We start from the raw sequence: 20,336 nt of genomic DNA on the forward strand, positions 1-20,336 counted from the left end.
GGCCCGCCACGTTCCCGGATTACCTCCGGGCGTGGCAGGCCCTTGAGCGTCGGGTGGTACGCCGCCGCGTGCCGGGCACATACGTGAGCACGCGGGGAGTTACCGCGTGCTCGGATGTGACCGGGGGTCAGCGGGTGGGACGGACCCAGGTGTCCGGGTCGTCCTCGGCGTGGTCCTCATCATCGTCGACGTACTCTTTGTCGTCGTCGAAATGGTGGTCCGACTTGCCGCTGCCGCCGAGTTCTCGCTGCAAGGCGGCGAGGTCGGTGTTCGGGGAGTGATACTTCAGCTCCCGGGCCACCTTTGTCTGCTTGGCCTTAGCACGGCCGCGCCCCATGGCTCGACCCCCTCGCACAGAATGCGGGGCAGCCCGAAGGCGGGCCCCGATGACGTCAGGCATCTCTCGTGGCTCTTACGGTACATGGGGATGCCACCGTTCGGCACCTCGGGTTACCGCTGACCGCCGCCGCGCGTGGCGGTCAACCGGTCGTCACCCATTGTACCCGGTAAGGAGCGATGCCGGGAACGGTCCTGACACGGGGTAAAACTCCATGAACGCGTCGTATTTTCAGTTTAGCCGGATGCGCCCGTTGAGGGCGGGAGCAACGCGGCCCGCCCTCAACGTTCGGCGAGGTCACCGCAGGTGGATCGCGCGCAGCCGGCCGATGTCGGCCATCCGCCGCTCCGCCAGCCGGTCGGCCGCCACGGCGGGCGGGACACCGTCGGTGTCGGCGAGCCGGAGGATCTCCCGCGTGGTGTCGAAGATGCGGGTCGCCCGCAGCTTGGCGCGGTCGAAGTCGAAGCCCTCGATCTCGTCCGCGACCTGGATCACACCACCGGCGTTCACCACGTAGTCCGGCGCGTAGAGGATGCCCCGGTCGGCGAGCAGCTTCTCCACGCCCGAGTGGGCGAGCTGGTTGTTCGCCGCACCGGCGACCACCTTCGCCCGCAGCGCGCCGACCGTGTCGTCGTCCAGGGCGCCGCCCAGGGCGCAGGGTGCGTACACGTCGATGTCGGCGGCGGCCAGCGCGGACGCGTCCTCGACGAGCGTCACCTCGGGGTGGGTGGTCCGCGCCCAGTCCAGCGCGCGGGGGCTCACGTCGGTGGCCACCACCTCGGCGCCGTCCTCCAGCAGGTGACCGACCAGGTACTTGCCGACCTTGCCCAGGCCGGCCACACCGACCCGCCTGCCGTGCAGCGTGGGGACCCCCCAGACGTGCTCGGCCGCCGCGCGCATGCCCTGGAAGACGCCCCAGGCGGTGAGGATCGAGGAATCGCCGGCACCGCCGTGCTCGACACTGCGGCCGGTGACGTACCGCGTCTCGCGGGCGATGACGTCCATGTCCGGCACGTACGTGCCGACGTCGCAGGCGGTGTAGTAGCGCCCGCTCAGCGACTCCACGAAGCGGCCGTACGCGCGCAGCAGCGCCTCGCTCTTGATCTGCTCGGGGTCACCCCAGATGACCGCCTTGCCGCCACCCAGGTCCAGCCCGGCGAGAGCGTTCTTGTACGCCATGCCGCGGGACAGGTCGAGCACGTCGGCGAGGGCGGCCTCCTCGCTCGCGTACGGGTAGAAGCGGGTGCCACCCAGCGCCGGGCCGAGCGCGGTGGAGTAGATCCCGATGATCGCCTTCAGGCCGGTCTGCTTGTCCTGGCAGAACACGACCTGCTCGTGGCCCGTGGATCCCGGGTCGTCGGAAGTGGCGAATACGCCCATGACTGGCTCCTGTGTCGGCGGGCGTCCTTGTGGGACGCGGACCTCGGTCGAGCCGGCGGGGATGCTGCCGGTGGTGCGAGCCTAGTATCGACGGGCGCTCCCCGGCCCCTCCCGGGCGTCCACGTCCCGCCCAGCGGGCGTACGCACCGGGCGTCCCGACGCCCGCGCCGTAGGGCGCGACGAGGGCGCCGGACCCCCGTTTCGGCTCGCCACGCGGTACCGGCCGGGTGACGCCGAGCAACGCTCGGCTTGCCGTTCGTGGGAGGATCGCGCCGTGCCGTCGCTCTTCGCCTCATACCTGCGCGTGTACGAGCCGCTGACCGCCTTCGATCGCGATCGTCAGGCGTACTGGCGGCGCTACGTCGAGCAGGGGCGGGCGGTGGCGCCGGTGGAGGGACCGGTACGGCAACGGACCTCGGTGATCGAGGCGCTCGGTGCCGGCTGGACCCGGCTGCCCGACCTGCCCGACGAGGCGTACGTGCTGGAGACGGACGAGACGCTGCTGGTGTGCCCGTGGAACCTGCGTATCCGGGTGGCCGAGGCCGCGCTGAGCGCCCGGGACGGGGTGCCGGCGGTGCTCGCCGACGCGTTCGTGCCGCCGGTGCTGGCCGGGCAGGCCAAGGCCGTGGTGGAGGACTGGCGCAGCGGGGCCCGGGTGCTGGAGCACGGCGTACCCCGGGTGCACGAGCAGATCGCCACCTGGGGGGTGCCGCTGCGCTGGTTCGTGCTCTTCGAGCCGCAGGAGCGTCACCACGTGACCGCACCGGAGCGTCGTGCGTTGCGCTTCCGGACGGAGATCTCGAAGGCCCGCCGCCGGTCGTCGCGTGCGCTGTCGGTGCTGCGTAAGTCGGTGGGGGAGGCGCCCATCACCGAGGCGGTCGAGGAGGCCGCCCGGTGGCTGGAGGAGTTCCACCCCCGCTCGGTGGTGGAGCTGGACTACGGGGGTCTGGTCGAGTTGCTCTCCGACGAGACGCTCGCCGAGGACGACTCGGCGGAACTCGTCGCCACGGGACTCGCCGGACTGTCGCGTGGCGAGGCCGAGGAGGCGTCTGCGGCGTACGACAAGCTCGTTGCGCGCTGGCGGGCCGTGCAACTTCTAGAACGCTGCAACTAGTCCGCTTTTGCCCAAATTTCGGGCTGCAACATGAGGCGTGCTCGTAGTTGTTGCGTCACGAGCCGTGACTATGAGTCCGAATAAGGTACTTTCTGGCGTGTAATAGTCGCATAAATCGGGCATGGTTCATCCGTCCGTCTAGGGACGTTCGGCCGTTCGGCCCATGTCGGACATCGGGGACTAGCCGGACCATGGGAGACGCGTCGGCCGGCGGGACCCCGGCCGATGTCTCTACATGTGGAGGAGTGACCGATGGCATCGCGAACGCACGAACCAGAGCCGCTACTCACACCGGCCGAGGTGGCGTCGATGTTCCGTGTCGACCCGAAGACGGTGACCCGCTGGGCGAAGGCCGGCAAGCTGAGCGCCATCCGGACCCTGGGCGGCCACCGCCGGTATCGCGAGTCCGAGGTCAGGGCGCTGTTGCAGGGGCAGATCCCGCAGCAGCGTCAGGGGGACTGACCGGCTGGTAGATAGCAGAGACACCACGAAGGGCGACGGATTCTCGAATCCGTCGCCCTTCGACATGTCCGGACCCGGCGGCCGGGTCGGCGTACCGGCCTCAGCCGGTCAGCTCGACCCGGATCCCCACCGTGCCGCCGGTGCCCCGGCGGAGTCGGCTGCCGAGCAGCGTCAGCCGCCCGATCACTCGGTACTTCTGCTTGATCAGCCCCCGGATGCGATCGGTCGCTCCGGGGTCGTAGAGGCTCGCCCGGGCGGGCACCGCCTCGCCATGGGGTCGACCGCGCACGTCGCACGGCGCCACCGTGACATCCCCACTGCGCCGGATCCGCTTCACCTTGCCGGCATCCGCCGCGGACCACACCGCCAGGGCGTCGCCGTCGCGTACCGCCCAGACCGGGGTCGGCACCGCGCGGCCGTCCTTGCGGAAGGTCGTGAGGAGTATGTACTTCTCCGCCGAGAGGCGGTCCAACGTGGTCACGCCGCCCAGGATACGGGCGTCGCGCGCGACTGAGCAGCCCGTTAGCGTTAAGGACGTGACGGGGGAACCACGGATCGGTGACGTCTTCGGAGAACTGCTGCGCGACGCGCTGGCGGTGGCGACCGGGGTCGGTCCCCGGCCGCTGGCCGGCGGGCGGCTGCCCCGACCGGTCATCGAGATCATCGAACGGGACGACGGGCTGGTCAACGGCGCGCCCGCCGCCCACTACCTGGCCGGGCCGCAGGAGTGGCAACCACACGACCACCGGGCCGTGGACCGGGTGCGGGGCGCGACACTGGACGTCGGCGTCGGCGGCGGCCGGATCGCGCTGCTGTTGCAGGAGCGCGGCGTACCCGTGACCGGGCTGGACGTCTCGCCCGGCGCGCTCGCGGTGTGCCGTCGTCGGGGCGTACGCGATCTGGTGCACGGCACGGTCGACGAGCACTGCGCCGACGGGCGGCGCTACGACACGTTCCTGTTGCTCGGCAACAACCTGGGCCTGTTCGAGGGTCGGGAGCGCGCACCCGCCTTCCTGGCGGCCCTGGCCGCGATGGCCAACCCCGGGGCGCAGGTGATCGCGCACGGCACCGACCCGTACGGCACCACCGATCCGCTGCACAGCGGCTACCACGAGCGCAACCGTCGACGGGGCCGCCTCGGCGGGCAGCTCCGGCTACGGCTGCGCTACCGCGAACTCGGTACGCCCTGGTTCGACTACCTGGTCTGCTCGCCGGCCGAACTCGCCGAACTGGTCCGGGGCACCGCATGGCGACTGACCGACGTGGACGACCGGGACGCCCCGTACTACCTCGCCACCCTGCGCCTGAGCTGAGCGCCGAAGGCCGCCTGAGCTGAGCGCCTGGGCGCCCTGAGCTGAGCGCCTGGGCGCCGCCGGATGTTAGGAAGGGTCCCCTGCTATGCCGTAGGCGTTAGCAGGGGACCCTTCCTTGCTCCGAAGGCTTAGACCTGGACGGTCGGGGGGAGCTGCTCGGGCGGCAGGCCGCCGTCGCCGTCGACGACCTCGTCGGGCTGACCGTCCTCGTCGATGTCGACCATCGTGACGTCCACCTTGCCGTCGCCGTCGGTGTCGAACTGGAACAGGTCGGCCTTGCCGTCACCGTCGGTGTCGACCACCCAGACGTCGGTACGGCCGTCGTTGTTGGTGTCGGCGCGCAGCAACTCGATGCGCTCGTCGCCGCGCGTCTCGACGGTCTCCTGGGTGCCCGAGTCGCCCGTGGTCTCCGGTGCCTGGCTCATCTGTTCGTCCTTCCCTTTGGCTGTCGGCGGTCTGTACCCGATCCCGTCCGCCCCCACGCATCGGGCCCGGTCGGTGCTGCATAGGGTCGCAGCATGACTGAGCGGAGCGTACGGGCCGGTTGCGGCGTGGCGGCGATCCCGCGCGTCGACGGCGTCGGAGAGCGTGTCGTCGTCACCCTGCGGTGGTGGCACCATGACTGAACGATTCGTGGTGGTGGGTGCCGGCACCATGGGCCTCGGCATCGCGTACGTGGCGGCCGGCGCCGGCCACACGGTGGAACTGGTCGAGGTGGACCGGGAACGCGGTGCGGAGGCAATGATCCGGCTCGCCGAGCTGTGGGACCGGGGCGTCCGGCGCGGCAGGTTGACCGTGGCGCAGGCCGCCGCGAACCAGGAACGCGTCACCCTGCGGGCGGGCCTGGCCGAGGTGGCTGCGGAGCCACAGGTGATCGTGGAGGCGGTGCCGGAACGGCTCGACCTGAAGCGGGCCGTGCTGGCCGAGGCGGAGGCGCTGCACCCGGCCCTACTGGGCAGCAACACCTCCAGCATCCCGATCGCCGAGCTGGCCCAGGGACTGCGCCGGCCCGAGCGCTTCTGCGGGCTGCACTTCTTCAACCCGGTCTGGGCGATGGCGCTGCTGGAGATCGTGGTCGGCGCGGCCACCGCGCCGGAGACCACCGCCGCCGCCGTCACGCTCGCCACCCGGCTGGGCAAGGACCCCGTGGTGGTACGCGACATGCCGGGCTTCGCCACCTCCCGGCTCGGGGTGGCCCTCGGTCTGGAGGCGATCCGGATGGTCGCCGACGGGGTGGCCGACCCGGCCGACATCGACAAGGCGATGGTGCTCGGCTACCGGCACCCGGTCGGGCCACTGGAGCTGACCGACCTGGTGGGTCTGGACGTACGCCTCGACATCGCCCGCACCCTCCAGGCCGCGTACGGGGACCGGTTCGCGCCGCCACCGCTGCTGACCGAGATGGTGGCGGCCGGTCGGCTGGGCAAGAAGTCGGGGCAGGGCTTCTATCACTGGGTCGACGGTGTGCGTACGGACGGCACGGCGCGGCCTGAGACGGGCGAGGGGACGCCGGGCGCGGCTTCCGCCGGCCGGACGGGCGCGGTCCGATGAGCGGCGGGCTGCGGGTCGAGGAACGCCCGGACCGGCTGGTGGTCACACTGGACCGGCCGGAGAAGCGCAACGCCATCGACGCCGACCTGATCGCCGCGCTGCACGAGGTCTGCGCCGACCTGGAGGCCCGTCCCCGGATGCTGTTGCTGACCGGCGGCACCGACGGGATCTTCGCCGGTGGGGCGGACATCGGTCAGCTACGCGAGCGGGGCCGCCTGGATGCGCTGGCCGCGATCAACTCGGCCGCCTTCGCCCGGATCCGGGCGCTGCCGATGCCGACCGTGGCGGCCGTCGACGGTCCTGCTCTGGGCGGTGGCGCCGAGCTCGCGTACGCCTGCGATCTGCGGGTCTGCACCGAGCGGGCGGTCTTCGGCCAGCCGGAGGTGCGGCTCGGCATCCTGGCCGGTGCCGGCGCGACGCACCGGCTGCCGGCGTTGGTCGGTGAGGCTCGGGCCAAGGAACTGCTGTTCACCGGTCGCCGGGTGGACGCGGCGGAGGCGTCCCGGATCGGACTGGTCAACCGGGTGGTGGCGGGGCCGGAGGAGTTGCTGCCGGCGGCCCACGCGCTGATCGACGAGATGGCGAAGGGCTCGGCGCTGGCGCTGCGGCTGACCAAGCTCGCCGTGGACGCGCCGCCCGCCGCCCATCCGCACCTGGACCTGGTCAGCCAGGCGGTGCTCTTCGAGGACGACGAGAAGTACCGCCGGATGACGGATTTCCTGGACCGGCGTCGCGGTCGCTGAGACCGACCGCAGAGACCACGACGGCCGCACCGGAACCCTCCGGTGCGGCCGTCGCTGTCGGATCGGTCAGCGGCCCAGCGCGGCCAGCGGCACGTCGGCGTCCGCCAGCGCCCGGATCACCGCGGCCGACTCGCTGAAGCCGATGAGAAGTACGGCGTCGGCACCGAAATCCTTGATCTGCTTGGCACCGTCACTGAAGTTGATCGGTGCGGCGTCGGCACCCTCGCCCGGCTCGTAGCCGAGCAGCGTCACCTTGTCGCCGCCGAACCCGGCCCGCTCCAGTTCGGCCCGGACGGCCTCTTGGAGGCCCTCGCCGTAGGCGTCCTTACGGGCCACGATGGCGATCTTCTGCGGCCCGTCGCGGAGGATCACGTCGGCCAACGCCCGACCCTGGAGGCTGTCCGGCGGCGCGGTACGGAAGTAGAGGCCCTTGTCCTCCGCGTCGGTCAGCGACGCGGCGGTGTTCGACGGGGAGAAGAGGATGCGGCCGGCCGCCACCACGTCCGGCAGGACGGCGGCTGAGATACCGGAGGCGCCGGCCCCGATGATCACGTGCACCCCGGCACCGACGTGGCTGGCGACCGTCCGCTTGGCGACCGTCGGGTCCGTGCCGTCGTCGCCGTCGATCCAGACCACGTCCTCGTCGAGCACACCGCCGGCCGCGTTGATCTCCTTGATCGCCAGGCCCACACCGGCTGCGATCGGCGGGTACGCCAGGGCCAGGTCGCCGGTCTTGGGCAGCAGACCGCCGAGGACGAGCGGCGCGCCGCTGGGCTGCTGGCTGCCACGCGGCGGCGCCTTCGTGCTCGCCGCCGACTCGTCCCCGGCGCCGACGAACTCCGTCTTGGCGTCGTTGAGCTGCTGGTTGTCGAAGTGCAGGGTGGCGTAACTGGCGGTGGCGGGCTCACCGGCGTCGGTGAACCCGGCGCGGGTGATCGACACGCTGCGGTACTCGATGTCGTCGCCGTCGCGGGCCAGCCGCAGGCACTGGGCGGGGGTCTCGCAGCGGGTGCCCTCGTTGGTGACGCCGACGATCTGCCGGGCGATGGCCGCCGGGTTGGTGCTGCCGGCGAGTTCCGTCGCGAGCGCGCTGATCACCACCGCGTCGTACGCCTCGGCGGCGTAGAGGAAGTCGTTCAGCCCCGGGTCCATGGACCGGAGCCGGTTCTTGAAGTCCTCCGGCAGCGGAGTCAGGGGAGTGGTGCCCTTCATGCCGTCGACGAGGTTGGCGCGATCCTGCAACTCTTCCGGGTACGAGTTGAGCATGTTGCCGTCCGTACCGTAGAGGCGCACCTGGTCGGCGCCCGCCTCCTCGGTCTGGTCGTTCCCGCACGCGCTGGTGGCGAGCAGGAGGGTGGCGCAGGTGGCCATGATGGCCGCCCGCAAGCCGCGTGACATGTGCATCGTCGTCCTTCCTACGGCGAAGGTCCGCTGCGCAGACTAACGTGCCGTGACGCACGGCGGGACCGTGGAGGCGTGTCTATCCGCAGGTCGCCCTCCCTAATTACGGAGAGTCACCATCGGTGGTCGCTTGACCGGGCCCCCTACCGTGCGGTGGGTGACCGACTCGCCACAGCAGACGTACGACGACGCCTCCGCCATCCTCAGTTCGGCGCTCGACGGCGACTCCGACGGTGTGGTCGGGACATTCGACGCGGTGGTGGACCGGGCCGGCCTCGTCGGGGCGTACGACGTGGCGTGGTGCCTGGCCGCGACGATGGTCGGTGATCCGGTGCCGCCCGGCGCCTGCGCGCTCGACTTCCCCGAAATCGACCAGGCCGAGTACGACGCCCGCTGGGTGGCCCGTTTCGTCAGCGCGTACGCCAACTCGGACCTGGACACCGCCCGTGCCCTGTTCGGTGCGGCGGTGGCCGACGGGCTGCTGCCGGAGTGCCTGCTGACCCTCGCCGGTTCGACGGTGGCCACCCTGCGGCACCGGTCCGCCTGAGCGACAACGGCAGCCCGTTCAGGTGCCGGACTGGACCACCGTGGTGGCGTACCGGGACAGCAGCTCGTGCCAGCCGGCGGTCAGCGCCTGCCGGTAGCCCTCCGCGGCCTGGCCGTGCCGGTCGAAGTGCCGGTGCGCGACCTCGACCAGGGTGCCGGAGCCTTCCGGCGTGAACAGCACCTCGACCTCGCTGGCCTGCGCCGGATCGGGCACCGGGGCGCGGTCCGCCCCGATCTGCCAGGTGAACACCAGCCGCCGGGGCGGATCCCAGGTCAGCACCCGGCCCCAGTCGCTGCGGAAGCCGTAGGGGCCGATCTCATAGAGCATGCCGCCGGCCTGCAGCTCCATGCCAAGCTCGGCCAGGGCCTCCGGGCCGGACCAGGTGTACTCCATCACCCACCAGTCGGCGAGCCTGCTGGTGAACACCGCGTAGGCCTGCTCGGGGGCGGCCGGGACGACCAGGGCGCTGTGGATCGTGAACCGCTCGTGATCCTGTCGGATGTCGATCGGATCAGTAATCCCCTGTCCCATAGGCCCGGACCATACCGGCTCATGCCCGCGTGCGCAGCTTCCCGCAAGGCCGAGACCTGCCGGAAGATCCGCTTACGGGTCGATTCCGGTCCGCCACGGACATCGGCGGATGGCGGCCTCCGGAGCGGGCACCACCGAGTCGAACGGACCCGAGCCGTCGGCGGCCCGGCAGTTGGCCGAGCAGACCGGGGAGAGCATCCTGCAGGCGGGGCGCAGCGTGTGGGACGCCATCCAGAGCGGATTGGCACAACGTCGCCAGGACGGCTGAGCGGCGTTACCGGGGAAAGCAAAACACCGACCGGCGTTTCCGCTGGTCGGCGTTGCTGTAGCCCGGCGAAAGGCTATGTGGCCAGGGGCGGGGTCGAACCGCCGACCTTCCGATTTTCAGTCGGACGCTCGTACCAACTGAGCTACCTGGCCGTGGTGCTCGGCTCATGCTACCCGTCCCACCGGGTCCCCGTCGGGAGGGTCACATGCCCCGATACGCAGAACGCCGCGCGAGGTGCGCGGCGTCAGCGCTTGCGGTCCTGACGGGACTTGAACCCGCGACCTCCGCCTTGACAGGGCGGCGAGCACTCCAACTGCTCCACAGGACCTAGCTGGTGTTGCATTCGACCGAAGTCGAACCGTGCCCCCAACGGGATTCGAACCCGTGCTACCGCCTTGAAAGGGCGGCGTCCTGGGCCGCTAGACGATGAGGGCGGCCCCGCTATCATTGCACATTCGCAACGTGAGCGGACTTGCTCCCATCCGGCCCCGCCGGAGGCTTGGAAAGCATACGTGATGTCTCACCGGTCGGCCAAACCGGTGTGGCTACCGCCGCAACGTCTCGTAAAAGTGCAGCTCAGAACGGGTCTATCCGAGCTTGGTGATGCCGAGGTCGCGCTTCAGGGCGGCGATCACCCTGGTGCAGGCGGCGAGCGTGGCGGCCCGATTGCCGCCTCCGTCGTGCAGCAGCACCACCGCGCCGGGCTTGGCGCTGCGCTTCACCCGCTTCTCGATCGTGGCGGCGGTCGGCTTGGCCCAGTCCTGCGGGTCCACCGTCCAGTGCAGCGACCGCATGTCCAGCTTCTTGGCGACCCGCACCACCTCGGCGGTCCACCGGCCGCCGGGCTGGCGGTAGAACGGGATCTCCGCGTCGGGTACCGCCCGCCGGATCTCCTTGTTCGTCCGGACCAGGTCGGCGCGGATCTCGGCGACCGGCCGCCGGGCGAGGTCGAGGTCGTGGTTCCAGCTGTGGTTGCAGAGCTGGTGCCCCTCCCGGACGATCCGCCGGAGCAGGTCGGGATGCTTGCGGACCTGGGCGCCGACCACACAGAAGGTGGCGGTGACGCCCGCCTTCTTCAGGCGGTCGAGCACCTTGGGCGTCCAGGTCGGATCGGGTCCGTCGTCGAAGGTGAGAGCCACCCCCTCGGCCCCGGTGGTGCGGACCAGCCCGGCCGGCAGCTTGGCCGGCAGGGCCCGCAGTGGGGGCTTGGGCGGGGCCAGCGTCGGTGACGGCGAGGGCTCCGGGGGCAGGGCGGCCGACGGAGGAGGGCTGGACGGGGTGGTCGCCTGGGGCGACTCGCCGCCACCGCCGCAGCCGGTCACCAGGAGGACCAGGCTCGTGACACACGCGAGCAGGACACGGGTACGCATCGTTCGCTCCCGAGAGGGGTTCGGGTTCGACGGACTGCCCGACGCTAGTTCACCCGATTTGAGTAGACAAACGCCGGGTCAGGACGCCACCGCTTTCCGTGCCGACCTAATGCCGTGAACCCCTATGGAAGCCTGCAAAGGCCCCGAAATTTCTCTCAGGATGCGGCCGAACGGTCGAGCGAGTCGCGTACGGCGACGATGAGCGAGACCGCTTCGGTCAGGTCGATCGGCCGGACCACCCCGGCCGGCAGGCTCTCGGCCCGCCACCCCGGTCCCGCCGCGAGGACCAGCAGCGGTCGACGCGGAACGGTCAGCAAGGCGCTGAGCTGGGTGGCATCGGCCGTGGCCCGGGTGTGCGACCAGACCACCACGGCGGCCGGTCCGGTCCGGTCGATCGCGTCCAGCAGCGCCCTCACCGGGACCCGGGCGCCGAGCATCCGGTGCGCGACACCGGCCTCGGCCAGCGCGGCGGCCAGCGCCTCCAGGGGCAGGCTGTGCTGCTCCTCGTCGGCGCAGGACAGCAGGATGCGCGGCGGCCCGAGGACGGGACGGGTGGCCGCCGCCAAGGCGAACGCCGCCGAGACACAGCGCGACAGCAGATGCTCCACCTCGATCAACACGTCTGTCGCGGCGTGCCGTTGCCCGATGCCGGCGAGCACCGGGCGCAGCAGCCTGTCCCAGGTGCCGATCACACCCTCGGTGGCCAGGCTGCGTGAGATCGCCTCGTTGATCGCGACCGCGTCCAGCCGCATCGCGGCACGCGCCAGGCCGCGCGCCGCCGGACCGGCGCGGCCCACCGGAATGGTGTTGCCTCCGCCGTCCCGCGCGGTCCTCGACCGGGCGACACCACCCGCCGCCGTGGCGGGAGCCTGCCGGGCCCATCGCGCCGCCTCCGCCGGACTGAGCCCCTCGCCGGTGAGCCGTCGCATGACCTCCAGCCGGGCGAGGTCGGCCGTCGTGTAGCGGCGGTGGTGTCCGGGTACGTGCTCGCTGGGCCCGAGGCCGTAGCGCTGGTGCCAGGTGCGCAGCGTGGTCACCGCGACGCCGAGTCGTCGGGCGACCGCCCCCGCGCTCAGTGCCTCATCGGCCACCCGGCCGCTCCGGCCCGTCGCCGGCCGGGGCCGAGGGGTGGAGCAGACGGTCCACCACGCCGACCAGCCACGGCGCGTACGCGTCGGGGTCACGGTCGAGCTCGGCGGCCAGTGCCGCAGGGTCGACCCAGCGCAGCTCGGCGACCTCCGCAGGCTCGGGACTCAGTGGTGTGTCCGGCGAGAACTCGCCACGCAGGACGTGGTCGTACTCGACTTCGACCCGACCCGTGGACGGGTCCTCGGCGCGGTACACGTGCACGCCGACCTCGGTCAGCACCACCGGGCCGACGCCGAGTTCCTCGTGTAGCCGGCGGTTGGCGGACTCGGCCACGTCCTCACCGGGCTGCGGGTGACCACAGCACGTGTTGGCCCAGCGCAGCGGGAACCGTGTCTTCGCCGCAGCCCGACGCTGGAGGAGGATCCGGCCGTCCGGCGAGACGAGCAGCACGGAGAAGGCACGGTGCAGTTGACCGGGGGTCTGGTGGGCGGCGGACACGGTGGCCGACCCGATCCGCCGGCCCGAATCGTCGACCAGCTCGACCAGGTGGGCTTCCCGCGACAGTGACATCAGAGCCATCCTTCGTTCAGCGGCCACGGCCGGTGATGCGACCGGCGGCCAGCTTGCCCGAGATGAGCACCATGGGAACCCCGACGCCGGGCTGCGTGCCCGAGCCGACGAACACCACGTTGGACAGCGACGGGTGCAGGTTCGACGGGCGGAACGGACCGGTCTGGAACAGGGTGTGCGCGGCGGCGAACGGCGTGCCGGCGGCCATGCCCTGCTCCGCCCACTCGGCCGGGGTGACCGCCCGGAGCACCTCGACGCCGTCGCCGAAGCCGACGTAACCGCGTTCCTCAAGGGTGGCGACGAGCTGGTCGGAGTAGCGGGCGGTGAGGTCGCCGCGCCACTCGAAGGGTGCCCGCTCCAGGTTCGGCACCGGGGCGAGCACGTAGTAGGTGTGCCGTCCGGCAGGCGCGACCGCCGGGTCCGTCCGGCTCGGGTTGGTGACCAGCAGGGACGGGTCGCTCATCAGCTCACCGCGTCGGATGACCTCGTCGAACGTGCCCTTCCAGGAGCGCCCGAAGTGGATGTTGTGGTGCGCGATGCGCCGGTAGCCCTGGGTCGAGCCGACGTGCAGCACGACGCAGGACGGCGAGTAGGTCAGGCGGCGTTGCCGGGTCGCCGGCAGCAGGTCGCGGTAGGCCACCGGCAGGTCGGGGTTGAGGACCACCACGTCGGCGGGGACGAACTCGCCGTCGGCGGTCAGCACGCCGGTGGCCCGGCCGTGGGCGGTCTCCACCCGGGTCACCGTGGTGCCGTACCGGATCTTGACGCCGTGCTTCTCGGCGGCGCCGGCCAGCCCGCGCGAGACCGCGTGGATGCCGCCGCGCGGGAAGAAGACCCCGGCGACCGAGTCGAGGTACGCGATGACCGCGTAGATGGCCAGCGCGTCGTGCGGGGCGAGGCCGGCGTACATCGCCTGGAAGGAGAAGATGCGCCGGGTACGCGGGTCGCGGAAGAACTGGTCGATCTTGGTCTGGAGCCGCCGGAAGGCGCCGGTGGCGACCAGCTTGAGCAGGTTGGCGGTGAGCAGGTCGGTGGGGGCGTCGAGGTTGCGCTCGATGAAGTCGGCCCGCTCCAACCGCCACAGGTTCCGTGCGAAGTCGACGAACCGCAGGTAGCCGTCGGCCTCGCGGGGCCCGCAGACCCGGGAGATCTCCGCCGCCATCCGGGCGGTGTCGGTCAGCACGTCGAGCGTGGAGCCGTCCGGGTAGTAGGCGCGGTACGCCGGGTCGAGCGGCATCAGGTCGACCCAGTCGGACAGCTCCTCGCCCACCGCGCCGAGCGCCTCGGCGATCAGGTCGGGCATGGTGAGCACGGTGGGGCCGGTGTCGAACTCGTAGCCGTCCACGCTGAGCCGTCCGGCCCGTCCACCCGGCACCGGCTCACGTTCCAGCAGGGTCACCTGCCGCCCGCTGCCCGCCAGGTGCAGTGCGCAGGCCAGGCCACCGAGGCCCGCTCCGACGACCACGACCTGATCCGTACGCCCGTCCACGGTTCGCACCGAGAACCTCCCCATCATGCTCTCCGGTGGGTGGCCACAGTCGCGAGACCGGCCAACGCCACCCGTGCCGTCTCGTCCACGGCGACAGTGTCGAGCGCCGCCAGGGCCTGGTCGACCCGCTCGTCGATCATCCGCTCGATCCGGTCCACCGCGCCGGTGTCCACCACCACCTCAGCCAGCCGGGCGACCTGGGGCGTGCTGACCGGGTCGCCGGTGCCGTCCAGTTCCCGCAACTGCGTCGGAGTGGCCATCTCCCGCGCCAGCACGAGCAGCGCGGTCGGCTTGCCGGTGCGCAGGTCGTCGCCGGCCGGCTTGCCGGTGGTGGCCGGGTCGCCGTAGACGCCGAGCAGGTCGTCGCGGAGCTGGAACGCCTCGCCGACGCAGAGGCCGTAGGCGGTGTACGCCGCGGTCAGGCGGCCGTCGCCGGTCACGCCGGCCAGGCTGGCGCCGAAGAGCAGCGGACGCTGGACCGTGTAGCTGGCGGTCTTGTAGCGGGCCACCCGCAGGGCCCGGTCGACCGACCAGCTCGCCGGGTCGGCCTCGCCGAGGATGTCGAGGTACTGCCCGGCGACCGTCTCCACCCGCATCCGGTCGTACCCGCGGCGGACCGCGAGCAGCCGGTCCGGGGGCAGGACGGTGCGCGAGAGCAACTGGTCGGCCCAGACCATGCAGAGGTCGCCGATCAGCACCGCGACGGCCTCCCCGAAGCGGCCGGAGTCGCCGTTGCGGCCGGCGGCGGCGTGCTGGGCGGCGACCGCCATGTGTGCGGTGGGTCGGCCGCGACGGGTGGCGGACGCGTCCATCACGTCGTCGTGCACCAGCGCGAAGGTGTGCAGCAGTTCCAGGGTGGCCAGTGCGGGCAGCACCGGGGCCAGCGGTTCGTCGCCGCCCACCGCGCCGCGCCATCCCCAGTAGGCGAACGTCGGTCGGACCCGCTTGCCGCCGACGAGGACGTAGTCACGTGCCGTTGCGGCGAAACCACCCATCGCCGCGTCGATTTCGGCAAGCGCGTCGACCTCGGCGTTCAGGAAGTCGGTGAGGGTCTCATCGACGGCGGCGACGAGATCCCGGGTGTAAGCGGCCAGAACGGCCCGGATCGGATCGTCGTTCCCGACCGGCTGCTCAGGCCCCACGCGAAGCAGGTTACCGGTAAGTCGGTCGCTGGCCATGCGGCTGAGCGTACCCTAAGGTTTCAAGTTGCGTCGATTGGTGCGTCGATTTTCGAGGAGGGCTCGTGGAGACGGATCTCAGTGCCGCCTACGAGAGGTGCCGTGAGCTGCACAAACGCCACGGGCGTACCTACTATCTCGCCACCCGGCTACTACCCGCATGGAAACGGCGTCATGTGCACGCCTTATATGGATTCACTCGGTACGCGGACGAGATCGTCGACCAGACAGAGGAGCTGCCACCGCCGGCGCGTGCCGCCCGGCTGGACGACTGGGGCGGCCGGTTCATCGCCGGACTGCACGGCGAGCAGGTCGACGACCCGCTGCTCCCGGCGGTGCTGCACACCATCGCCGTGTTCGACCTGGACCGGGAGGACTTCGCCGCGTTCCTCAAGAGCATGGCGATGGACCTGACCGTGACCTCCTACCGCACCTACGCCCACCTGCTGGACTACATGGAGGGCTCGGCGGCGGTCATCGGCACCATGATGCTGCCCATCCTGGGCAGTTCCGCCCCGGCGGCGGCCCGGGAGCCGGCCCGTCAACTGGGCTTCGCGTTCCAGCTCACCAACTTCGTCCGGGACGTCGCCGAGGACCTGGACCGGGGGCGGACGTACCTGCCGGAGGAGGACCTGGCGGCCTTCGGCCTGACCCACGAGGACCTGCTGGCCTGCCGTGCGGCGGGACGGGCCACCGAACCGGTCCGCGAGTTGATCCGGCACGAGGTGGATCGCGCCCAGACCCACTACGCCGCCGCGGCACCCGGAGTGCTCCTGCTCGACCCCGCCTCGCAGGCGTGCATCCGCACCGCGTACGCGCTGTACGGCGGGATCCTCGACGAGGTCGCCGCCCAGGACTACGACGTGTTCGTCCGGCGGGCCACCGTGCCCCGGCGACGCCGGATGGCGGTCGCCTCGCGTGCCCTGCTCACCCCGGCCGGCACGCCGGTCGAGCTGCCCGGGCCTCGGCTGCGGTGAGCGTGCGTACCGCCGTCGTGCTGTTCACCCGCGACCTGCGGGTGCACGACCACCCTGCGCTGGCGACGACCTGTGCCGCCTTCGACCGGGTGGTGCCGTTGTACGTCCTGGACCCGGCGTTGGCCGGACTGTCGCCCAACCGCACCCGCTTCCTGCACCAGAGTCTCGCCGACCTGCGCGACGCGCTGCGGCGGCTCGGCGGCGACCTGGTGCTGCGGCACGGCGACCCGGTGGCCGAGACGGTCCGGCTGGCCGGGGAGGTGGGCGCCGAGGCGGTGGCGCTCTCGGCCGACGTCTCCCGGTACGCCACCCGGCGGGCCGACCGGCTGCGCGCCGAGTGCGACCGGCACCGGTTGCACCTGCGCTTCTTCCCGGGTCTGACGGTGGTGGAGCCGGGGGCCACGACGCCGAGCAGCGGCGACCACTACCGGGTGTTCAGCCCGTACCACCGGGCCTGGAGCGGGCAGCGGTGGCGCGACGAACTGGCCGCGCCGTCCCGGGTGTCGCTGCCGGGCGGGGTTTCGGTGGGCCGCCTGCCGGCGCTGCCCGACGGCGAGTCACCGGACGCGGCGGTGGGTGGCGAGACGGAGGCGCGGAGTCGCCTCGACCGGTGGATGCCGCACCTGGCCGAGTACGGCGACCGGCACGACGACATGGCCGGTGACGCGACCTCCCGGATCAGCCCCTACCTGCGGTTCGGCTGCGTGTCGCCGCTGACCGTGGCGAACCGGGCCGGCGACCCCGCGTCGCCCTTCGTCCGCCAGGTCTGTTGGCGGGACTTCTACTACCAGGTCACCGCCGCCTTTCCGGACATCTCCCGGAAGGTCTACCGGCGTGGCGCCACCGAGCAGTGGCGGTACGACGACGGCGCGGTCGCGGACTGGACGGTGGGCCGCACCGGCGTACCGATCGTGGACGCCGGGATGCGGCAGTTGCGGGCGGAGGGCTGGCTGCACAACCGGGCCCGCCTGATCACCGCCGGCTACCTGACCAAGTCGCTCGGCCTGGACTGGCGCGCCGGACTGGCGTTCTACTTCCGGTGGCTGCTCGACGGGGACGTGGCCAACAACTCGGGCAACTGGCAGTGGGTGGCCGGCACCGGCAACGACACCAGGCCGTACCGGGGGTTCAACCCGATCCGGCAGGCCGAACGGTACGACCCGGAGGGCGCGTACGTGCGGCGCTGGGTGCCGGAACTGGCGGCGGTGTCCGGCAAGGCGGTGCACCAGCCGTGGCGGCTGCCCGAGGCGCTCCGCCGGAGCCTGGACTACCCGCCGCCCACGGCGGCGCGCGGGGTCGATCCGGTCTGGCTGCGCTGAGACGGTCCGCGTGGCCGGGTGGTCGGCGGGCGGACGGTGCGCGATGCTGACGGCATGGCGGAGCCGGAAGTGGTGGACGTGGTCGTGCTCGGGCTCGGTGTCGGCGGCGAGGAGGTGGCCGGGCGACTCGCCGAGGCCGGTCTCACCGTGGTCGGCATCGATCGGAACCTGGTGGGTGGGGAGTGCCCGTACTGGGGCTGCATCCCGAGCAAGATGATGATCCGGGCGGCGAACGCGCTGGCCGAGGCGCGGCGGGTCGACGGGCTGGCCGGCACCGCCGAGGTCCGGCCGGACTGGGCGCCGGTGGCGCAACGGATCCGCCAGGAGGCCACCGACGACTGGGACGACCGGGCCGCCGTGGAGCGGTTCACCGGCAAGGGCGGACGCTTCGTCCGGGGCAGTGGCCGCCTCGACGGACCGGGGCGGGTGCGCGTCGGCGACCAGGTCTTCCAGGCCCGGCACGGGATCGTGCTGGGCACCGGCACCGCGCCGTCGGTGCCGCCGATCGACGGGTTGGCCGGTACGCCGTACTGGACGAACCGGGAGGCCGTCGAGGTCGAGGAGCTGCCCGAGTCGGTGCTGGTGCTGGGCGGCGGGGCGATCGGCCTGGAGTTGTCCCAGGTGTTCGCCCGCTTCGGCGTACGCGTCACCGTGGTCGAGGCGTTCGACCGGGTGCTCGCGGTGGAGGAGCCGGAGGCGTCCGAGGTGGCCGCCGCCGCGCTGCGCGCCGACGGGGTCGAGATCCACACCGGGGTACGCGCGACCCGGGTCACGCACGGCCCGGACGGGTTCACCCTGCACGGCGCGGACGGCGCGGAGTTCACCGCCGAACGGCTGCTGGTGGTGACCGGCCGCCGCGCCCACCTCGACGAGTTGGGGCTGGACACGGTGGGTGTCGACGCGAGCCGGCGGTACCTGGCCGTGGACGACCGGCTGCACGTGACCGACGGGATCTGGGCGGTCGGCGACGTGACCGGCGAGGGCGCCTTCACCCACATCGCCATGTACCAGGCGTCCATCGTGGTCGCCGACCTGCTCGACCACGTGCGGCGGACGGACGGCGGCGCGGATCCGAGTGGCACCTCCAGTGTGGTCGGTGGCGCGGTCGGCGTGGCCGGCTCGTTGGCGGCCACCGGGTCGAGCGGCGGGGCCGGGTCGGTGCCCCGCGCCGACTACCGGGCCCTGCCCCGGGTGACCTTCACCGACCCGGAGATCGGCGCGGTCGGCCTCACCGAGCAGCAGGCCCGGGAACGCGGCGTCAACGTGCAGGTCGGTTTCACCCCACTCGCCTCGTCCACCCGGGGCTGGATCCACCGCACCGAGGGGGCCGGGTTCATCAAGGTGGTCGCCGACGCCGACCAGGGGGTGCTGGTCGGCGCCACCTCGGCCGGTCCGGCCGGCGGCGAGGTCCTCTCCGGTCTGGCGGTGGCGGTGCACGCGGCGGTGCCGGTGGCGCAGCTCCGGCACATGATCTACGCGTACCCGACCTTCCACCGTGCGGTGTCCGAGGCGTTGCGTGATCTGAGTTCGTGATCTGACGTCACCCGTCAGTCCGCGACAAGTGGCTGTTCTGTTTTTGCAGTCTCAGGACGTAGGATTGCGGCCGTGACGAAACGGTTGACCGAGGTGGCCCGCAAGGCGGGCGTCAGCGAAGCCACCGTGAGTCGGGTGCTCAACGGCCGCGGTGGCGTGGCCGAGGCGACCCGGACCGCGGTGCTCACCGCCCTGGACGTGCTCGGCTACGAGCGCCCGAGCAAGCTGCGTGGCGAACGGGCCCGGCTGGTGGGCCTGGTGCTGCCCGAGTTGCAGAACCCGATCTTCCCGGCGCTCGCCGAGGTGGTCACCGGTTCGTTGGCGCAACGCGGGTTCACCCCCGCGCTCTGTGCCCGGACGATCGGCGGGGTCTCCGAGTCGGCGTACGTGGAGATGCTCCTCGACCACCAGGTCTCCGGGGTCATCTTCGCCGGTGGCTCGTACGCGTTGGCCGACGCCTCGCACGAGCACTACCGCCGGCTGACCGATCGGGGCCTGCCGGTGGTGCTGGTCAACGCCGGCGTCGACGAGTTGGGCTTCCCCCGCGTCTCCACCGACGACGCGGTGGCGGTGGAGCAGGCGTACGGCCACCTGCGCTCGCTCGGGCACGAGCGGATCGGCCTGGTGCTCGGCCCGGAGGACCACGTGCCGTCGCGACGCAAGCTGGACGCCCTGGGGCGGGTCGCCGGCTGGGCCGACGACACCGAGTTCGTCGCGCGGTCCAGCTTCTCCATGGAGGGCGCCCGGGTCGCCGCGAGCAAACTGGTCGACCGTGGCGTGACCGGGGTGATCTGTGCCAGCGACGTGCTGGCCCTGGGCGCGATCCGCGCGGTCCGTCGGCTCGGCCGCTCGGTGCCGGGTGACGTCTCGGTGGTCGGCTTCGACGACTCCGCGTTCATGACCTGCACCGACCCGCCGCTGACCACGGTGCGCCAGCCGATCGAGACCATGGGGCAGGCCGCCGTGGACCTGCTGGTGACCCAGATCGAGGGTGGCGGCGTGTTCACCGACGAACTGCTCTTCGAGCCGGAGCTGGTGGTGCGCGGGTCGACCGCGCCCGCGCCCGGCCGCTGATCCCGCCCGCCGTCCCGGTTCGTCGGTCCCGGCCGACACCTGCCCTTCGCTGACCCCCATCCCGCGCGACCCGAGAGGCCGCCGACCGCT

22 protein-coding genes and 3 tRNA genes are annotated in these 20,336 nt (G+C 72.0%); 11 read left to right on the plus strand and 14 right to left on the minus strand.

Translation table 11 applies throughout. The annotated features are described in order from the left end of the window. Positions 1 to 127 precede the first annotated feature (127 nt). Both ABZ738_RS18485 and ABZ738_RS18490 read right to left on the minus strand, forming a co-directional pair. Complete coding sequence (locus ABZ738_RS18485; protein ID WP_131051420.1) at positions 128 to 337, minus strand: DUF3073 domain-containing protein; 210 nt, start codon at positions 335 to 337, stop codon at positions 128 to 130. Positions 338 to 634: 297 nt separating this feature from the next. Continuing rightward, positions 635 to 1,717 (minus strand): Glu/Leu/Phe/Val dehydrogenase dimerization domain-containing protein, encoded by a 1,083-nt coding sequence (locus ABZ738_RS18490; protein ID WP_131051421.1) that lies wholly within the window; start codon positions 1,715 to 1,717, stop codon positions 635 to 637. A gap of 274 nt (positions 1,718 to 1,991) precedes the next feature. On the opposite strand from ABZ738_RS18490, the gene ABZ738_RS18495 reads away from it, so the two are divergent. Together ABZ738_RS18495 and ABZ738_RS18500 are read left to right on the plus strand one after the other, a co-directional pair. After that, positions 1,992 to 2,831, plus strand: coding sequence for a hypothetical protein (locus tag ABZ738_RS18495; protein ID WP_357214595.1), 840 nt, complete (start codon positions 1,992 to 1,994; stop codon positions 2,829 to 2,831). A 252-nt stretch (positions 2,832 to 3,083) separates the two neighbouring features. Continuing rightward, the gene (locus ABZ738_RS18500; protein ID WP_007073996.1) at positions 3,084 to 3,293 is read left to right on the plus strand and encodes a BldC family transcriptional regulator; all 210 of its coding nucleotides are present in this window, start codon (positions 3,084 to 3,086) and stop codon (positions 3,291 to 3,293) included. A gap of 100 nt (positions 3,294 to 3,393) precedes the next feature. Here ABZ738_RS18500 and ABZ738_RS18505 read toward each other — a convergent pair whose 3' ends face one another. Continuing rightward, the gene (locus ABZ738_RS18505) at positions 3,394 to 3,774 is read right to left on the minus strand and encodes a PPOX class F420-dependent oxidoreductase (protein ID WP_117229983.1); all 381 of its coding nucleotides are present in this window, start codon (positions 3,772 to 3,774) and stop codon (positions 3,394 to 3,396) included. Positions 3,775 to 3,829: 55 nt separating this feature from the next. On the opposite strand from ABZ738_RS18505, the gene ABZ738_RS18510 reads away from it, so the two are divergent. Beyond that, positions 3,830 to 4,606 carry a class I SAM-dependent methyltransferase gene (locus tag ABZ738_RS18510; protein WP_357214597.1) on the plus strand — a complete coding sequence of 259 codons (777 nt, stop codon included), beginning with the start codon at positions 3,830 to 3,832 and terminating at the stop codon, positions 4,604 to 4,606. A 128-nt stretch (positions 4,607 to 4,734) separates the two neighbouring features. Here ABZ738_RS18510 and ABZ738_RS18515 read toward each other — a convergent pair whose 3' ends face one another. Further along, the gene (locus ABZ738_RS18515) at positions 4,735 to 5,031 is read right to left on the minus strand and encodes a hypothetical protein (protein WP_131051424.1); all 297 of its coding nucleotides are present in this window, start codon (positions 5,029 to 5,031) and stop codon (positions 4,735 to 4,737) included. 193 nt (positions 5,032 to 5,224) lie between these two features. Between ABZ738_RS18515 and ABZ738_RS18520 the strand changes: the two genes are divergently transcribed. Together ABZ738_RS18520 and ABZ738_RS18525 are read left to right on the plus strand one after the other, a co-directional pair. Then, positions 5,225 to 6,157: a 3-hydroxyacyl-CoA dehydrogenase family protein gene (locus ABZ738_RS18520; RefSeq protein WP_131051425.1), complete on the plus strand. Its 933-nt coding sequence runs from the start codon at positions 5,225 to 5,227 to the stop codon at positions 6,155 to 6,157. Beyond that, entirely contained in the window at positions 6,154 to 6,900 is a 747-nt protein-coding gene (locus ABZ738_RS18525; RefSeq protein WP_131051426.1) for an enoyl-CoA hydratase/isomerase family protein, read from the plus strand. The genes ABZ738_RS18520 and ABZ738_RS18525 overlap by 4 nt, the downstream gene beginning before the upstream one ends. Before the next feature lie 66 nt (positions 6,901 to 6,966). Here ABZ738_RS18525 and ABZ738_RS18530 read toward each other — a convergent pair whose 3' ends face one another. Then, positions 6,967 to 8,304 (minus strand): ABC transporter substrate-binding protein, encoded by a 1,338-nt coding sequence (locus ABZ738_RS18530; protein WP_131051427.1) that lies wholly within the window; start codon positions 8,302 to 8,304, stop codon positions 6,967 to 6,969. A gap of 154 nt (positions 8,305 to 8,458) precedes the next feature. On the opposite strand from ABZ738_RS18530, the gene ABZ738_RS18535 reads away from it, so the two are divergent. Beyond that, positions 8,459 to 8,848 (plus strand): hypothetical protein, encoded by a 390-nt coding sequence (locus tag ABZ738_RS18535; RefSeq protein WP_131051428.1) that lies wholly within the window; start codon positions 8,459 to 8,461, stop codon positions 8,846 to 8,848. Between the two features lie 18 nt (positions 8,849 to 8,866). On the opposite strand, the gene ABZ738_RS18540 is transcribed toward ABZ738_RS18535, so the two are convergent. Further along, positions 8,867 to 9,379 (minus strand): SRPBCC family protein, encoded by a 513-nt coding sequence (locus ABZ738_RS18540; RefSeq protein ID WP_131051429.1) that lies wholly within the window; start codon positions 9,377 to 9,379, stop codon positions 8,867 to 8,869. Between the two features lie 109 nt (positions 9,380 to 9,488). Here ABZ738_RS18540 and ABZ738_RS18545 point away from each other — a divergent pair, with 109 nt between their 5' ends. Next, positions 9,489 to 9,647 (plus strand): hypothetical protein, encoded by a 159-nt coding sequence (locus ABZ738_RS18545; RefSeq protein ID WP_357214603.1) that lies wholly within the window; start codon positions 9,489 to 9,491, stop codon positions 9,645 to 9,647. Positions 9,648 to 9,725: 78 nt separating this feature from the next. On the opposite strand, the gene ABZ738_RS18550 is transcribed toward ABZ738_RS18545, so the two are convergent. From ABZ738_RS18550 to ABZ738_RS18585, 8 genes are all read right to left on the minus strand, one after another. Further along, a tRNA-Phe gene (locus ABZ738_RS18550) sits at positions 9,726 to 9,799 on the minus strand. A gap of 102 nt (positions 9,800 to 9,901) precedes the next feature. Then, positions 9,902 to 9,975: transfer RNA gene (locus tag ABZ738_RS18555), tRNA-Asp, on the minus strand. Between the two features lie 33 nt (positions 9,976 to 10,008). Further along, positions 10,009 to 10,081: transfer RNA gene (locus ABZ738_RS18560), tRNA-Glu, on the minus strand. 153 nt (positions 10,082 to 10,234) lie between these two features. Further along, positions 10,235 to 11,017: a polysaccharide deacetylase family protein gene (locus ABZ738_RS18565; protein WP_131051431.1), complete on the minus strand. Its 783-nt coding sequence runs from the start codon at positions 11,015 to 11,017 to the stop codon at positions 10,235 to 10,237. Between the two features lie 155 nt (positions 11,018 to 11,172). After that, positions 11,173 to 12,108, minus strand: a complete 936-nt coding sequence (locus ABZ738_RS18570) for a MerR family transcriptional regulator (RefSeq protein WP_131051432.1) — start codon at positions 12,106 to 12,108, stop codon at positions 11,173 to 11,175. Beyond that, the gene (idi, locus tag ABZ738_RS18575; protein ID WP_131051433.1) at positions 12,098 to 12,676 is read right to left on the minus strand and encodes an isopentenyl-diphosphate Delta-isomerase; all 579 of its coding nucleotides are present in this window, start codon (positions 12,674 to 12,676) and stop codon (positions 12,098 to 12,100) included. The genes ABZ738_RS18570 and idi overlap by 11 nt, the downstream gene beginning before the upstream one ends. Before the next feature lie 16 nt (positions 12,677 to 12,692). Beyond that, a complete protein-coding gene (gene crtI, locus ABZ738_RS18580; protein ID WP_201272276.1) occupies positions 12,693 to 14,174 on the minus strand; it encodes a phytoene desaturase family protein in 1,482 nt (493 codons plus the stop codon). A gap of 14 nt (positions 14,175 to 14,188) precedes the next feature. Continuing rightward, positions 14,189 to 15,343, minus strand: a complete 1,155-nt coding sequence (locus tag ABZ738_RS18585) for a polyprenyl synthetase family protein (protein WP_131051435.1) — start codon at positions 15,341 to 15,343, stop codon at positions 14,189 to 14,191. Positions 15,344 to 15,408: 65 nt separating this feature from the next. Between ABZ738_RS18585 and ABZ738_RS18590 the strand changes: the two genes are divergently transcribed. The 4 genes from ABZ738_RS18590 (at position 15,409) to ABZ738_RS18605 (ending at position 20,246) form a co-directional block, all read left to right on the plus strand. After that, on the plus strand, positions 15,409 to 16,320 hold the full coding sequence (locus ABZ738_RS18590) for a phytoene/squalene synthase family protein (protein WP_131051436.1): 912 nt from the start codon (positions 15,409 to 15,411) through the stop codon (positions 16,318 to 16,320). Next, positions 16,317 to 17,639 (plus strand): deoxyribodipyrimidine photo-lyase, encoded by a 1,323-nt coding sequence (locus ABZ738_RS18595; RefSeq protein ID WP_176092269.1) that lies wholly within the window; start codon positions 16,317 to 16,319, stop codon positions 17,637 to 17,639. Before ABZ738_RS18590 ends, ABZ738_RS18595 begins: the two co-directional genes overlap by 4 nt. 54 nt (positions 17,640 to 17,693) lie before the next feature. Further along, positions 17,694 to 19,172 (plus strand): NAD(P)/FAD-dependent oxidoreductase, encoded by a 1,479-nt coding sequence (locus ABZ738_RS18600; RefSeq protein ID WP_131051438.1) that lies wholly within the window; start codon positions 17,694 to 17,696, stop codon positions 19,170 to 19,172. 72 nt (positions 19,173 to 19,244) lie between these two features. Next, positions 19,245 to 20,246 (plus strand): LacI family DNA-binding transcriptional regulator, encoded by a 1,002-nt coding sequence (locus ABZ738_RS18605; protein ID WP_176092270.1) that lies wholly within the window; start codon positions 19,245 to 19,247, stop codon positions 20,244 to 20,246. Positions 20,247 to 20,336 lie beyond the last annotated feature (90 nt).

Source organism: Micromonospora sp. NPDC047793 (assembly GCF_040642635.1).
GTDB lineage: Bacteria > Actinomycetota > Actinomycetes > Mycobacteriales > Micromonosporaceae > Micromonospora.